At 65.7% G+C, this 13,849-nt stretch carries 14 protein-coding genes and 1 tRNA gene; all 15 read right to left on the bottom strand.

What is annotated here, in order from left to right; translation table 11 throughout:
- Positions 1-39 precede the first annotated feature (39 nt).
- Positions 40-115, bottom strand: a tRNA-Gly gene (locus ASD14_RS11160).
- An 86-nt stretch (positions 116-201) separates the two neighbouring features.
- A complete protein-coding gene (gene pgsA / locus ASD14_RS11155; protein ID WP_056133384.1) occupies positions 202-795 on the bottom strand; it encodes a CDP-diacylglycerol--glycerol-3-phosphate 3-phosphatidyltransferase in 594 nt (197 codons plus the stop codon).
- 178 nt (positions 796-973) lie between these two features.
- Positions 974-2,824, bottom strand: a complete 1,851-nt coding sequence (gene uvrC / locus ASD14_RS11150; RefSeq protein WP_056133381.1) for an excinuclease ABC subunit UvrC — start codon at positions 2,822-2,824, stop codon at positions 974-976.
- 118 nt (positions 2,825-2,942) lie between these two features.
- Positions 2,943-3,428 (bottom strand): low molecular weight protein-tyrosine-phosphatase, encoded by a 486-nt coding sequence (locus ASD14_RS11145; RefSeq protein WP_056133378.1) that lies wholly within the window; start codon positions 3,426-3,428, stop codon positions 2,943-2,945.
- A 30-nt stretch (positions 3,429-3,458) separates the two neighbouring features.
- The gene (gene kdsB / locus ASD14_RS11140) at positions 3,459-4,229 is read right to left on the bottom strand and encodes a 3-deoxy-manno-octulosonate cytidylyltransferase (protein WP_056133376.1); all 771 of its coding nucleotides are present in this window, start codon (positions 4,227-4,229) and stop codon (positions 3,459-3,461) included.
- Between the two features lie 129 nt (positions 4,230-4,358).
- Positions 4,359-5,369 carry a tetraacyldisaccharide 4'-kinase gene (lpxK, locus tag ASD14_RS11135; protein ID WP_056133374.1) on the bottom strand — a complete coding sequence of 337 codons (1,011 nt, stop codon included), beginning with the start codon at positions 5,367-5,369 and terminating at the stop codon, positions 4,359-4,361.
- A 4-nt stretch (positions 5,370-5,373) separates the two neighbouring features.
- A complete protein-coding gene (gene msbA, locus ASD14_RS11130) occupies positions 5,374-7,122 on the bottom strand; it encodes a lipid A export permease/ATP-binding protein MsbA (RefSeq protein ID WP_056133371.1) in 1,749 nt (582 codons plus the stop codon).
- A complete protein-coding gene (locus ASD14_RS11125) occupies positions 7,119-7,556 on the bottom strand; it encodes a biopolymer transporter ExbD (RefSeq protein ID WP_056133368.1) in 438 nt (145 codons plus the stop codon). Before ASD14_RS11125 ends, msbA begins: the two co-directional genes overlap by 4 nt.
- A 49-nt stretch (positions 7,557-7,605) precedes the next feature.
- Positions 7,606-8,268, bottom strand: a complete 663-nt coding sequence (locus ASD14_RS11120; RefSeq protein WP_056133573.1) for a MotA/TolQ/ExbB proton channel family protein — start codon at positions 8,266-8,268, stop codon at positions 7,606-7,608.
- Positions 8,269-8,388: 120 nt separating this feature from the next.
- A complete protein-coding gene (locus ASD14_RS11115) occupies positions 8,389-10,770 on the bottom strand; it encodes a DNA internalization-related competence protein ComEC/Rec2 (protein ID WP_056133364.1) in 2,382 nt (793 codons plus the stop codon).
- 5 nt (positions 10,771-10,775) lie between these two features.
- Complete coding sequence (gene lolD, locus ASD14_RS11110) at positions 10,776-11,486, bottom strand: lipoprotein-releasing ABC transporter ATP-binding protein LolD (protein WP_056133361.1); 711 nt, start codon at positions 11,484-11,486, stop codon at positions 10,776-10,778.
- The gene (locus ASD14_RS11105; protein WP_056133359.1) at positions 11,479-12,723 is read right to left on the bottom strand and encodes a lipoprotein-releasing ABC transporter permease subunit; all 1,245 of its coding nucleotides are present in this window, start codon (positions 12,721-12,723) and stop codon (positions 11,479-11,481) included. Before ASD14_RS11105 ends, lolD begins: the two co-directional genes overlap by 8 nt.
- A gap of 24 nt (positions 12,724-12,747) precedes the next feature.
- Positions 12,748-13,122, bottom strand: coding sequence for a hypothetical protein (locus ASD14_RS11100; RefSeq protein ID WP_235565394.1), 375 nt, complete (start codon positions 13,120-13,122; stop codon positions 12,748-12,750).
- Between the two features lie 28 nt (positions 13,123-13,150).
- The gene (locus ASD14_RS11095) at positions 13,151-13,405 is read right to left on the bottom strand and encodes a succinate dehydrogenase assembly factor 2 (protein ID WP_056133353.1); all 255 of its coding nucleotides are present in this window, start codon (positions 13,403-13,405) and stop codon (positions 13,151-13,153) included.
- On the bottom strand, positions 13,402-13,824 hold the full coding sequence (locus tag ASD14_RS11090) for an MAPEG family protein (RefSeq protein ID WP_162247700.1): 423 nt from the start codon (positions 13,822-13,824) through the stop codon (positions 13,402-13,404). The genes ASD14_RS11095 and ASD14_RS11090 overlap by 4 nt, the downstream gene beginning before the upstream one ends.
- Between the last annotated feature and the right edge of the window lie 25 nt (positions 13,825-13,849).

Here is a 13,849-nt window from a genome sequence, read left to right as displayed (position 1 = left end):
AAAAAAACGAAGCCCCGCGAACGGGGCTTCGAGAAAAACTGGAGCGGGAAACGAGACTCGAACTCGCGACCCCGACCTTGGCAAGGTCGTGCTCTACCAACTGAGCTATTCCCGCAGAGGAAGCGCCATTTTAGGCATGGAAAAGAATGTGTCAACACCTGAATGCGAAGTCGATTCACATGCAGGGTGCGGCGGGAGCCTTCAGCCGTTGCGGCCATCCTCGCGCAGCGCCGGCCATGCGGCATGCAGGTACGCCAGCCCCGACCACAGGGTCAGCAACGCGGCCACGGCCAGCATCCAGTCGCCAATGATGAACACCGGCACGTTCCACTTCCGCTCTCCCACCGTGAACTGCAGCGGTTCGAAATAGAGCAGGAACGTCAGCGCGACCATCTGCACGATCGTCTTGATCTTGCCGATCGTGGCGACCTTCACCTTGGCGCGCTGGCCGAGTTCGGCCATCCATTCGCGCAGCGCGGACACGGCGATTTCGCGGCCGATGATCACGGCGGCCCAGAGTGCCATCCACGGCGTCGGGTGCTTCTGCACGATCAGCAGCAACGCGACCGCGACCATCAGCTTGTCCGCCACTGGATCGAGGAACGCGCCGAACGCGGAGGACTGGTTGTAGGCACGCGCGATCCAGCCGTCCAGCCAGTCGGTCACCGAAGCAAGGATGAAGACGAACGCCGCGGCGAAATTCGTCCATTTGAAAGGCAGATAGAACACCAGTACCAGCACCGGGATGAGCATCATCCGCAGCAGGGTCAGCATGGTGGGAACGGTCAACTTCATTCGCCCTCGGGCCTGCTAGTACATAGGAGTAGGTCGCGCCGGGACTGAGGAGGTGCCGGGCAAGGAAGAGCGAGGAAGTGTATGTCGATCCACGCCCGAGCGATGACGTCGAGCCGCGCGATAGCGCGGTGAGGCCGGCGCCTCCTCAGCCCCGGCCCTGCGGGTTGCCCCTGCTCCCTCATGTGCTGGCAGGCCCCTTCTCCGCCGCCTCGAGTCCGTGCAGGGAAGCATAAATGCGCGAGGCCAGCGCCGCATTCACCCCTTCGACCCGCGCAATCTCCTCCATTCCGGCGGCCTTGAGACCGCCCAGCCCGCCAAAGTGCTTCAGCAGTGCCGCGCGACGCCTCGGGCCGATGCCGGGAATGTCCTCGAGGCGGCTGGTACTGCGCGCCTTCTGGCGGCGACCACGATGCCCGGTGATGGCAAAGCGGTGCGCCTCGTCGCGAACTTGCTGGACCAACTGCAGGGCCGGCGATTCCGCGCCGGGATGGACGATGCGGCCGTCGGGAAGCAGCAACTCCTCGTCACCCGGGCGCCGCGCTGGCCCCTTCGCGACGCCTACCAACGCGACGCCCTCGACACCCAGGTCGTCCAGCGCGGCCCGCGCCTGCGCCACCTGGCCGGCGCCGCCGTCGATCAACAGCACATCCGGCATCACGCCCTGCTCTTCCACGGCGCGGCGGAAACGCCGGTCGATCGCCTGGTGCATGGCGGCGTAATCGTCACCGGGCTCGATTCCGGCGATGTTGTAGCGCCGGTACTGGCCGCGCACCGGGCCCTCGCTGTCGAAGACGACGCAGGACGCCACCGTCGCTTCGCCCATGGTGTGGCTGATGTCGAAGCACTCGATCCGCGCGGGCAGCGCAGGCAGTGCGAGCAGGTCACGCAATGCCTCGGCGCGTGCGCGCTGGGCGGCATGGCTGGTGCGTTCGCTGGCGAGCGACATCTCCGCATTGCGCCGCGCGAGATCGACATAGCCCGCGCGTTCGCCGCGCACGCTGGTCTTGATCTGCATCTTGCGGTCGCCGGTGAGCGACAGCGCCTCTTCGATGAGTTCGCGGTCGGGAATGTCACGGTCGAGCACGATTTCCCGCGGCGGGGCCTGTTCGGCGTAGTACTGCGAAACGAAGGCGGCGAGCACTTCCGCGGCATCGGTAGTGCCGCCGGTTTTGGGAAAGAAAGCCCGCGTCCCCAGGTTGCGGCCATCGCGGAAGGCGAGCAGCAGCACGCACGCGGCGGCGTCCTGCATCGCAACCGCCAGCACGTCGAGGTCGGCGGCGCGGCCATCGACGTACTGGCGCGCCTGCAGGCTGCGGATCGATTGCATCAGGTCGCGCAGGCGCGCGGCTTCCTCGAAGTCGAGGCGCTCGCTCGCCGACTCCATCGCCTTGCCGAGTTCGTCGCTCAGTTCATCGCTGCGGCCATCGAGGAACAGACAGGCACGGCGCACGCTCTCGGCATAATCTTCGGGCGTTACCAGTCCGACGCACGGCGCGCTGCAACGTCCGATCTGGTGCTGCAGGCAGGGACGCGAACGATTGCGGAAAACGCTGTCCTCGCAGCTGCGCAGGCGGAACAGCTTGTGCATCAGGTTGAGGGTCTCGCGCACCGCGCCGACGCTCGCATACGGCCCGAAGTAGCGTCCGGGCACCGCACGCGGTCCGCGGTGCAGGCCGATGCGCTGCCAGCTTTCGCTGGTCAGCAGCACGTAGGGATAGCTCTTGTCGTCGCGAAGCTGGACGTTGTAGCGCGGCTTGAGCGACTTGATCAGCTGGTTTTCGAGCAGCAGTGCTTCGGTCTCGGTGCGCGTGACCGTGACTTCCATGCGCGCGACCTGCGCGAGCATCGTGGCGATGCGCGGCGACTTCGGCGATGCGTTGAAGTAGCTGGCGACGCGATTCTTCAGCGCGCTCGCCTTGCCGACGTAGAGCACGGCGTCGTCGGCGGCGATCATGCGGTAAACGCCCGGCGCGGTGCTCAAGCCCTTGACGAAGGCCTTGCCGTCGAAGGCTGGCGTGGAAGAACTCATCGGAACGGGGTCATCGGATCGGGGGCATCGGATCGGAATCCGTCGGACGGAATCGTCGAACGGGGTCGTCGGACCTGCAGGCACCGGCTGGCTGATGTATGGCCGATTATGCGGTAGCTCAAGCGCTTTCGCGGGCGCGGAGCTCGCCTTCCAGGCGTGTTACGACGCCGTGCGCGGCGCGATCGAGCATCGCCCACACCGCTTCGAATTCCGCATCGTCCCCGGTGTAGGGATCGCGCACGTCGGTATCCGCCGCCATGCCCGCCCACTCCAGCAGCAGCGCACAACGTGAATGCGCTTCGGCTGGTCCACGGGCGCGGACGTCGCGCAGGTTGTCGCGGTCCGCGCAGAGCAGCCAGTCGTGCCTGCTGTAGTCGTCGCGCGAAAGCTGGCGCGCACGCAGTCCCGAGATGTCGACGCCATGGCGTGCGGCGGTTGTGATGGCGCGCGGATCGGGCGGCTCTCCCGCATGCCAGTTGCCGGTGCCGACCGAATCGAGGATGACCTGCCCCGCCAGTGGCGACGCTTCGATGCGCGCACGCAGCATGCCTTCTGCCATCGGCGAGCGGCAGATGTTGCCGAGACAGACGACCAGCAGGCGCATGGGCTGCGGCTCGCGTGTGGCCGGCACGACTCAGGCCTTCCCGGCGACGCGGGCTTCGGCGCGCGCGAGGTCTTCCGGTGTATCGACGCCCGGCGGGAATGGCGCCGGCGTCTGCATCGCGGCAATACGGAAGCCGGCTTCGAGCACGCGCAGTTGTTCCAGCGATTCGATCTGCTCGAGCCGTCCGGGCGGCATCGCGGCAAAGTGCTGCAGGAAACCGGCGCGGTAGGCATAGATGCCGATATGGCGTAGCCAATGCCCGCCTTCGGGCAACTGGCTGCGATCGCGCATGAAGGCGTCGCGTGGCCACGGCACCGGCGCGCGGCTGAAGTACAGCGCGTCGCCATTCGCGGCCTGTACCAGTTTCACGGCATTGGGATCGAATAGCGTCTCGGCATCGGTGATCGACGCACCGAGGGTCGCCATTTCGGCGCCACTGTCACGCAGCAACCCGGCAACGGCGCTGATGCCTTCCGCTGGCGCGAACGGTTCGTCGCCCTGCAGGTTCACGACGATGGTGTCGTCGGACCAGCCCGCGATCCTCGCGCATTCGGCGAGCCGGTCGGTGCCGGACGGATGTGAGGTTGCGGTCATGGCGACGCGCACGCCACTTCCATCGAGCGCGTCGGCGATCCGCTGGTCATCCGCGGCGACCCAGACTTCGCGGGCGCCGGCTACCAGTGCGCGACGCGCGACATGCAACACGAGCGGTTCGCCTGCGAGCAGGCGCAACGGCTTGCCAGGCAGGCGCGAAGCAGCGTATCGGGCGGGAATGGCGACTACGAAATCGGATGCGCTCATGGATCTTTCCCTGTTTCGTCATTCCGGCGAAGCCGGGCGGTTTTCCACGGACGTCTGGGCCCCCGTGGACGCTGCACATTCGACCACAGCCCGTCCCGTGCACTGTAGAAGGCACGGGGCAATGGGCCCTTATCGGATCGCGGCACGCACCTTGTCGAGCAGCGTCACCCAGAACGCCTCCGGCAACTCTGCGCGCACCGGCACGCTGAAATGGTCGTCGCGTGCGAACTCCACGCACTTCACCGCATCCTTCTCGGTCATCAGCACCGGCAAACGGCTGCCGAACTCGAAGTCCGCGGCAACATAGCGATGGTGGTCGTCAAAGGCATGCGGCACCACCGCGATCCCAAAGCCGCGCAGCATCGCGAAGAACCGCTCGGGATCGCCGATCCCGGCCACGGCATGCACACGCTGGCCCGCGAACGAAGCCAGCGGCCGTGCACGGCCGCCCGTGAGCGGTGAAGCGTGGTCCGCCAGCAACCGCATCGGCCATTCGCCGAATCCTGCGCCGACGTTGCCACCCTGCGTCGCAGTCCCGCCGAGGTTCACTACACGGAAGTCGCAGCGTTGCGCGCGCTCCACGGGTTCGCGCAACGGTCCTGCGGGCAGTCGCTGTGCATTGCCGTAGCGACGGCGGCCGTCGATGACTTCGATCTCGACGTCGCGCGCAAGCCGGTAGTGCTGAAGGCCATCGTCACAGACGATCACGTCGCAGCCTGCCTTCACCAGCGCCGTGGCGGCCGCCACGCGGTCGCGGTCGACGCGCAGCCTGGCGCCGGTGTGGTGCGCGATCAGCGCGGGCTCGTCGCCTACCTTCGCCGGGTTGCTTTCGCGGTCGACCCAGCGCGGTTGCGCGGGTTCCTCGCGGCCATAACCGCGGCTGGCCACGCCTGGCCTGAATCCTTCCGCCTGCAGGCGCTGCACCAGGGCAATGGTCAGCGGCGTCTTGCCCGTGCCTCCCACGCTGATGTTGCCGACGACGATGACAGGCACGTCGCAGCGGCGGCCGCGAAGGATGTTCTTCTCGTACAACCTGCGGCGGAGCCCGGTGATCGCGGCGTATACCGCCGACAACAGGCGCGGGACCAGCGGGACGCGCGCGTCGCTGTACCAGTACTCGGGACGCTGCCCGGCCGGCATTGCGCTATTCCCCTTCGCGGAACTGCATGCGATGCAGGTGCGCATACAGGCCGCCCTGCGCGAGCAGTCCGGCGTGCGTGCCGCGCTCGACGATGCGGCCCTGGTCCATCACCAGCACCTGGTCGGCATGTTCGATCGTGGACAGACGGTGCGCGATCACCAGCGTGGTGCGGTTGGGCATGAGGTGGTTCAGCGCGTCCTGCACGAGCCGTTCGGATTCGGTATCGAGCGCAGCCGTGGCTTCGTCGAGGATCAGGATCGGCGCATCCTTGAGCATCGCGCGCGCGATGGCGACGCGCTGGCGTTGGCCGCCTGAAAGCTTGTTGCCTTTCGCGCCGATGTGGGTCGTCATGCCTTCGGGCAGCCGTTCGACGAACTCCATCGCGTTCGCGCCGCGGACTGCGCGTTCGAGCGCATCCTCATCAGCTTCCTGCATCTCGCCATACGCGATGTTGCCGGCGATGGTGCCGTCGAACAGCATCACCTGTTGCCCAACCAGCGCGATCTGGCGACGCACGTCGGCGAGCCTGTATTCGTCGAGCGGATGGCCGTCGAGCAGGATCCGGCCGGCTTCCGGTTCGTAGAAGCGCGGAATGAGCTTGATCAATGAGGACTTGCCGCTGCCGGAACGGCCGACGATGGCGGTGACGGTGCCCGGTTTCGCAATGAAGCTGACAGCGGCCAGCGCGGGACGGTCCTGCCCGGGATAACGCGCCGTAACGTCCCGGAACTCGATGACGCCTTGTGCACGCGACAATGGTCGCGTGCCCGTATCGGCTTCATCCGGAGCATCGAGCACGTTGAAGAGGCGCTCGGCTGAAGCGATGCCCTTCTGCAGCATGTTCTGCACGTTGGTGAGCTGCTTGAGCGCCGGGATGATCGCCATCATGGACATCATCAACGCGACGAAGCCGCCAGCGGAAAGTCGCCCTGCCATCGCTTCACGCCCGGCGAAGAACAGCAGCAGCGCCAGGCCCACTGCGCCCATCAGTTGCACCACGGCGGAAGAAATGCTGCGCGTGGACTCGACCTTCAGGCTGAGTTTCAGGTGCGTGTCGGCCTGCGCGGCATAACGTTGCATCTCGACGGCCTGCGCGCCGTAGACCTTTACTTCCTGCTGGTTCGAGAGCGCCTGGTCGGCAGCCTGCATCAGCTTGCCGCCGCTCTCCTGGATGCGGTGGCTGATGCGTCGATAGCGCTTGCCGACCTTGTCCATCATCCATGCGAGTGGGGGCGCCATCAGCAGGATCGCGACGGTCACCTGCCAGCTGGTCCACAGCATCACGATGAGCGCGGCGATCACCTGGAAGGACTGCTGCAGCATCACCTTCATCGCATCGATGGCGGCCTGCGCGACCTGGTCGCTGTCGGAGCCCAGGCGCACCAGCATCGACGGCACCGGCTCGGAGTCGAAGCGCGAACCCGGCAGGCGCAGGTACTTGTCGAGCACCCGCACGCGCATGTCGCGCGCAATGCCGCGTCCGGAACGGCCCATGCACATGTCGGTGACGTAGCCGGCGATACCGCGGATCACGAAGATGCCGATGATCGCGAGCGGCAGGAACAGGCTCAGCCGCTCCTGCTTGTCGATGAAGGTGATGTTGACCACCGGCTCCATCAACTTGGTGAAGGCGCCGCCCGCGGCGGCTTCGATCACCATGCCGACAAACGCGAACGCCAGCAGACCGCGGTAGCCGCGTGCGAACCCGGTCAGGCGCCGGTAGATCTGCCAGCGCGAGACAGACTGCGTCACTGCGTCTTTCCTTGCGCGCGGACTTCGGGCGCTGTCGCGATCATTACCTGGCGGAATCCGAGCTGCCCGAGCGCATCGTAGGCCGTCACGACGGCCTGGTGCGGCGTGCGCGCATCGGCGCGCAGGAGGACCTTGCGATCGCGATCGGCCCCCGCGACTTCAGCCAGCGTCGCCTTCAACGATTCGACGTCATCGCGCAACACTTCGCGGTCGTCGACGAAGTAGCGGCCGTCGGCATTCACCAGCACGCTCAGTGCGCGCGTGGTGTCCGTCACTGCTTCGCCCGTGGCCTTGGGCAGTTGCAGCTTCAGTACGGAACGCGCATCGAACGTGGCGGTGATCACGAAGAAGATGATCAGGACGAGGATGACGTCGATGAGCGGGATCAGGTTGATCTCGGGCTCGTCGTCCTTGCGGTGGTCGCGGATTCTCATGGATTTTGACTCATTGCACGCAGCACCGCGCACTCATGCGTCGAGCGCATCAGGGCGTGCCCACCGGCGGCGTGATGCCGTGCGTGCCTGGCGCCATGCGTGCGGACGCGGGGCGCGGTTCGATGGTGTCGAGCAGCTGGATGGCTTCGTGCTCCATGTCGACGATGTATTCGGCGATGCGGCCGCGGAACCAGCGATGCGCGATCAACGCCGGAATCGCGACGATCATGCCGCTCGCCGTGCAGACTAGCGCCTTGCCAATGCCGCCGGCCAACTGGTTCACGTCACCGATGCCATGGTCGAGGATGCCGAGGAACATCTGGATCATGCCGACCACGGTGCCGAACAGGCCCAGCAGCGGACCGGCTGCGGAAATGGTGCCCAGCGTGTTGAGGTAACGCTCCATGCGATGCACGAGGTGGCGACCCACGTCCTCGATGCGCTCGCGGATGAGGTCACGCGGACGGTTGCGCACATCCAGTGCCGCGGCCAGCAGCGCGCCCAACGGTGAAGTCGCGCGCAGGGACTCGATGTGCGCCGGATCCAGCTTGCCGCCACCGGCCCAGGTCCGCACTTCCTTGCCCAGTCCCGGCGGCAGCACGGCGCGGCGCCGCAGCGTCCACGCGCGCTCGACGATGATCGTCAGCGCCAGCACCGACAACAGGATCAGCGGAATCATCGGCCAACCGCCGGCCTTGACCAGTTCCAGCACGCGCAAACCTCCGGCTCTTGGCCGTCTTGTGGCAATCCGGCCGATAGCATACGGAGCGGACAGGGCGGTGGCGATATTTCGGGGCAAAACCCGGCCGATCAAGCCTCTTGCCGCGGTATATCAAGGTCTGCGGGATGCATCCCACCATCGCGGCTGTGCGCCGCGTCGCGTTTCAACGTCCGGTCCGGAGGACGTGAACCGTACTCGCAGTGCACCGCTTGCCGACGTGTCGAAGGTCTGCGCGCCGATGTGCTGCCAGCGCTGGATTACGTCGGGACGCGGATGTCCGAAGCGGTTTCCGTGGCCGGACGACACCAGAGCGAGGCGCGGATGCGTGGCCTCGACGAACGACGGATCGGACGAACCCGCGCTGCCGTGGTGCGCGATCAGGACCACGTCCGTGCGCAGGTCTTGAGGATGAAGCCGCACCAGATCGCGTTCGATCACCTCGCCGATGTCGCCAGTGAGCAGGACACTGCCGCGCGTGCTTTCGATGCGAAGCACGCAACTGGATTCGTTAGCCAGATAGGGAAAATGCGACGGCGGATGCAGGAAGCGGAATTCGACGCCATCCCAGTTCCAGTGCCGTCCTGCAGTGCACGCCTTCGACGCGTTCGGCAATGTAACCCCATGCGGCGCAAGCAGGTCCGCCACCGGGAACTGCATGTCGACGGCACCGAAACCACCTGCGTGATCGTTGTCGCCGTGGCTGATGACGGCGCGATCGACACGCCACACACCCAGGGCATGCAGCGCGGGCACGACCGCACGCTCGCCCGCATCGAAGCCATCGCGCACTGCAGGCCCCATGTCGTAAAGCAGGGCGTGTTCATGCGTTCTCACGAGCACGGACAAGCCCTGCCCCACGTCGATCACCAGCAACTCGACTTCGCCTTGTTCCGGCACATGGCGATCCGGCCACAGCAACGGCAGCCACAACAGCAACGCCAGCCATTTTCCCGGGGTGCCTCTTGGCAACAGCAACCAGAACGCCGCGATCAGTGCCAGCGGCAACGCGAACCAGCGCGGCTCGGGCAACCACCAGAGTGCGAGGCCGCTGCGGGACAGCCACTCGAACAACGGCCAGCTCAGGTCGAAGCACCAGGCGGCGAGACGCCACGCCCAGCCACCCGCACCTGGATGCACTGCTTCGAGCAGCAGGCCCACCAGCGCCAGCGGAACCACGACCAGGCTCCACCACGGAACGGCCACGAGATTCGCGACCGGCCCTGCGAGCGACGCCTGCCCGAACAGAACCACGCTCGGCGGCAACAGCCCCATGGTGGCCACGCCCTGCGCCGACAGGAACTCCCGTAACGGATTGCCAACACCATGCGGCAGGCACCACAGCAACCACGCAACGCCGAGGAAACTCAGCCAGAAGCCGGCGCCCGTCACTGCGAGCGGATCCACCAGGATGATGGCGATCGCCGCCATCGCCAGCGCCGGAAACGCTCGCGCCGGCCTGCGCCAGGTTCGCGCCGCCGCGACCACGGCGATCATCAGCACCGTTCGCAACGTGGGAAGCGCGAAACCCGCTACGGCCGCGTACAGAGCAGCACCGAAGACGGCTGCCAGCGCGGCCGTGATCGGCAGCGGCGAGCGCCGCCCAAGCATAGGCGCCAGCCACCACACGCCGCGCACGATAAGGGCGAAGAAGCCGGCAACCAGCCCCACATGGAAGCCCGAGATCGCTATCAGGTGAGTCAACCCGTTCGCACGCAATGCCTCCCAGTCCGCATCGCCAAGCGCTCGGGTATCGCCGAGTGCGAGTGCGCTTATGAAACGCGAACTGGGCGAAGGTACCTGTCGGGCGATACGTGCGGACATCGTTTCGCGCCAGGCTTCGAGGCCATGCGGTGCCGAGAGACACTCCGCCATTTCCGGCGCATAGACGTAACCCGTCGCGGCAAGGCGTTGCGCCATCGCGAACTTCTCCGCATCGGTGCCACCCGGGTTGCGCAGGCCTCGCGGCGCACGCAGGCGCACCGGCAATGACCAGCGTTGTCCGGCTTTCAGCCCGAAACGCGGATGCGGTGCATCCTCGCGATGCTCATCGTCGTACCACGCAAGTTTGAGCGTCCGGCCCTGCAGTTCGGGTTGCTTCGCTCCATTCAGGTCGATTTCGAACATGAAGCGCGTGCGTCGTGGCTCATGCTCCGGCAGGTCGACGATGCGGCCGGTGACGATCGTTTCCTGCTTCTCGAGCGACGAGGGAAGCTGCACGGCAAGCGCATGCGCCCCGTGCAGGCTGGTCCATGCGAAACCACACAGGAAGGCACCCAGGATTCGCCGCCGGGATGCATCCGGAAGATGTACGCGAAGCGGAAGTGCCGGCCAGTTCGCCCAGCCCACAATGCCGGCGGGCAGCAGGACCAGCGACAACCACCACGGCGCCAGCCACGGCAGCCAAAGGCATGCCATCACGCCGCCCAGCAGCGCGAGCGCTACCGGGATTCCAACGATGGATGTGAGAAGTGGCGTCCCTGCCACGTATTTCATCTGTGCTAGACCTCGTCGCGTCTCAGTTCGCGGAGCTTGCCTTCATGCAGCTCCAGCACGCGATCCATTCGCCGTGCCAGCGCTCGCGCATGCGTGACCAGCACAAGACTGGTGTGGTGTTCGCGATTGAGCGCGAGCATCAGTTCGAAGACTGTCGCCGCCGTTTTCTCATCGAGGTTGCCCGTGGGCTCGTCGCCGAGCACGCAGGCCGGGCGGTTGACCAACGCGCGCGCGACGGCTGCACGCTGGCGCTCGCCGCCCGAGAGCTCACCGGGCTTGTGTTCGAGGCGATGACCGAGGCCGACCGACTCCAGCAGCGCCTTGGCATGTTGCGAAGCGTCCTGGACACCCGTGCCGTTTAACAGCACCGGCAGCATCACGTTTTCCAGCGCGGTGAATTCGGGAAGCAGGTGATGGAACTGATAGACGAAGCCAAGTGCCTTGTTGCGCAACGCGCCTCGGGCAGCGTCGGACAGCGCACTCATCTTCTGGCCCGAAACATAGACCTCGCCCGCAGTCGGCGTGTCGAGGCCACCGAGCAGGTGCAGCAACGTGCTCTTGCCGGCACCCGATGCCCCCAGGATCGCGACGGTTTCGCCTCTCGCCACCGACAGCGCGAGCCCATCGAACACCGGCGTGCGCAGCTTGCCTTCGGCGTAGGTCTTGCCGAGGTCCTCGGCGCGGATCACTGCTTCATGCATGACCTGCTCACTCATAGCGCAGCGCCTCCGCCGGGGCCGTGCGCGCCGCGCGCCAGGCCGGATAGACCGTCGCCAGGAAGGCCATGATCAAGGCCGCGGCCGCCGTCAGCACCACGTCGCTGACCTGCAGGTTTGTAGGCAGCCCGGTGATGTAATAGACGTCTTCAGGCAGCAGTTGCACGCCGAAGACGCGTTCGATGAAGCGCAGGATGTGTTCGAGGTTGAGCGTCAGCAGGATCCCGCCGATCACGCCGATCGTGGTCCCGATCACGCCGATCAGCGTGCCCTGCACCATGAACACCTTCATCACCCCGCGCGGCGTCAGTCCCAGCGTGCGCAGGATCGCGATGTCAGCCTGCTTGTCGGTCACGAGCATGACCTGCGAGTTCACCAGGTTGAAGGCGCCCATGCCGATGATGAAAGCCAGCAGGATCGCCATGACCGTCTTTTCCATCTTCAGCGCGCGGAAGAGGTTGGCGTTCTCCTGGCTCCAGTCGCTGACGCTGTACGGGCCCTTGAGCTTCATTGCCAGATCACGCGCGACGTCGAACGCCGAATCCATGTCGTGCATCTTCAGGCGAACACCGGTGACGCCCTCGCCCATGCGCAGCACGCGCTGCAGGTCCTTCATGTTGACGACGGCGAGACCTTTGTCGAAATCGTTGTAGCCGGCCTCGAAGATGCCGCTGACCAGGAACCGCTTCTGCGTGGCGATCGCCCCCATTGGGGTGCTGCGGAAATCGGACGTGGTTGCGATCACGCTATCTCCGACACCAACACCCAGCCACAGTGCAAGTTCGCGTCCCAGCACGATGTTGAAGCTACCGGGCGTGAGTTGATCGAGCTTGCCCTCGACCATCTTCTCCGCGAGCACCGACACCTTGCCCTCTTCCGCCGGCACCACGCCGCGGATCAGTGCAGGCTGGTTGCGCACGCCCGAAATCAGCGCCTCCTTCTCGACGTAGGGAGCGGCGCCGGCGACGCGCTTGTCGGCTGCCGCAACTTCCACTGCATGCTGCCAGTCCTGCACGGGTTCGCCGTAACCGCTGACGGTCGCATGCGCGGTCATCTGCAACATGCGATCGCGTATCTCCCGCTGGAAGCCACCCATCACCGCCATCGTGGTGATGAGGATGGCCACGCCGAGCGCGATACCCACGATCGATGCAAAGGAAATAAAGGAAATGAAGCCATTACGGCGTTTGGCGCGCAGATAGCGCAGGCCGATGGCAACGGGTACGGGTTTGAACATGCGGATGCCCGTGAAACGAGGCGGCTATGGTGCCACCGAACGCGGTGAATGCGCCGGGGCACGTGCGGCCATGGCCAGCCGCAGTTCACGCCGCTCGGCCGGAGCAAGGTTGTCCGGCCAACCCTGCAGGCATTGGCGCCTGCCCTGCTCGTCGTGCCAGTGCAGGAAAGCCAATGGTCCTCGCCATTGAACCTGCAGATCTTCCATCGACGATCCGTCTATGGTTGGGATTGCCTCGTTCGGGGGAATGACGATCTCGGCCATTTTGCGCCGGCTTTCGCGCCGGGCAAGCCGTTCGCCATACAGCACCGCACTGCAGGCCAAAGGTACGGCAATCATCAAGGGCAACTCGGAAGCGACCACGGCGATGGCAGCGAGCAAGCCAAGCACACGCAGCATCGTCACCAAGACACGCGAGGGCCGCCAATCAAGGCGGCAGGGAGCGGATACGTTCGACCAGGGTCTGGATTTCGACATCGTCGGCAACTTCATGGCCCATGAACCAATGCCAGAGCCTATCGTCTTCGCTTTCCAGGAGCCGTAGGAAAACTGCGCGTTCCGCTTCGGAAGATTGCCGCCATTCGCGGTCCAGATAGCGTGTAAACAGCTGGTCCAACTCGCGCATGCCACGCCGGCATTTCCAACGCAGGCGGCGCAGTTCGGCGTCATCGGCCTCGCTCATGCGCGCAGCAATCCGTAGCCGAGCACAGCCCACAGAATCCACAACACGGTGCCGCCGGCGCAGTACACGTAGAAGCGGTGCATGACCTTGTTGTAGGTGCACTGGATCCAGCTGTGTGCGATACGCAATGCAACGAAGAGCCATGCCAGCACCAGCACCGTGGCCGTGACCAGCCCGGCCTGCGCAGCGACCGCGATGGCTAGGTAGAAAAGTACCGGGAGTTCGAACAGGTTGCGGAAGTTGTCCGCCGCGCGGCTGTCGGTCAGCTTCGCCGTTGCCTGTGCGGACGTTGCGACCGATTGCGGGTGGATGCGCTCCCGCTTCATCTGCCCGATGCGCGTCATGTACATCCGCAGCCACACGACGAAGGTAAGTGCCGCCATCGCCACTGTGGGCAGGAAGATCGCATTGTTCCCCATGTCCATTACCCCTCAAGCAAAAGGC

It is taken from the genome of Lysobacter sp. Root494, from assembly GCF_001427225.1.
GTDB lineage: Bacteria > Pseudomonadota > Gammaproteobacteria > Xanthomonadales > Xanthomonadaceae > Agrilutibacter.
Note: the sequence above shows the minus strand (reverse complement) of the source record. Positions and strands in the feature narration are given on the sequence as shown.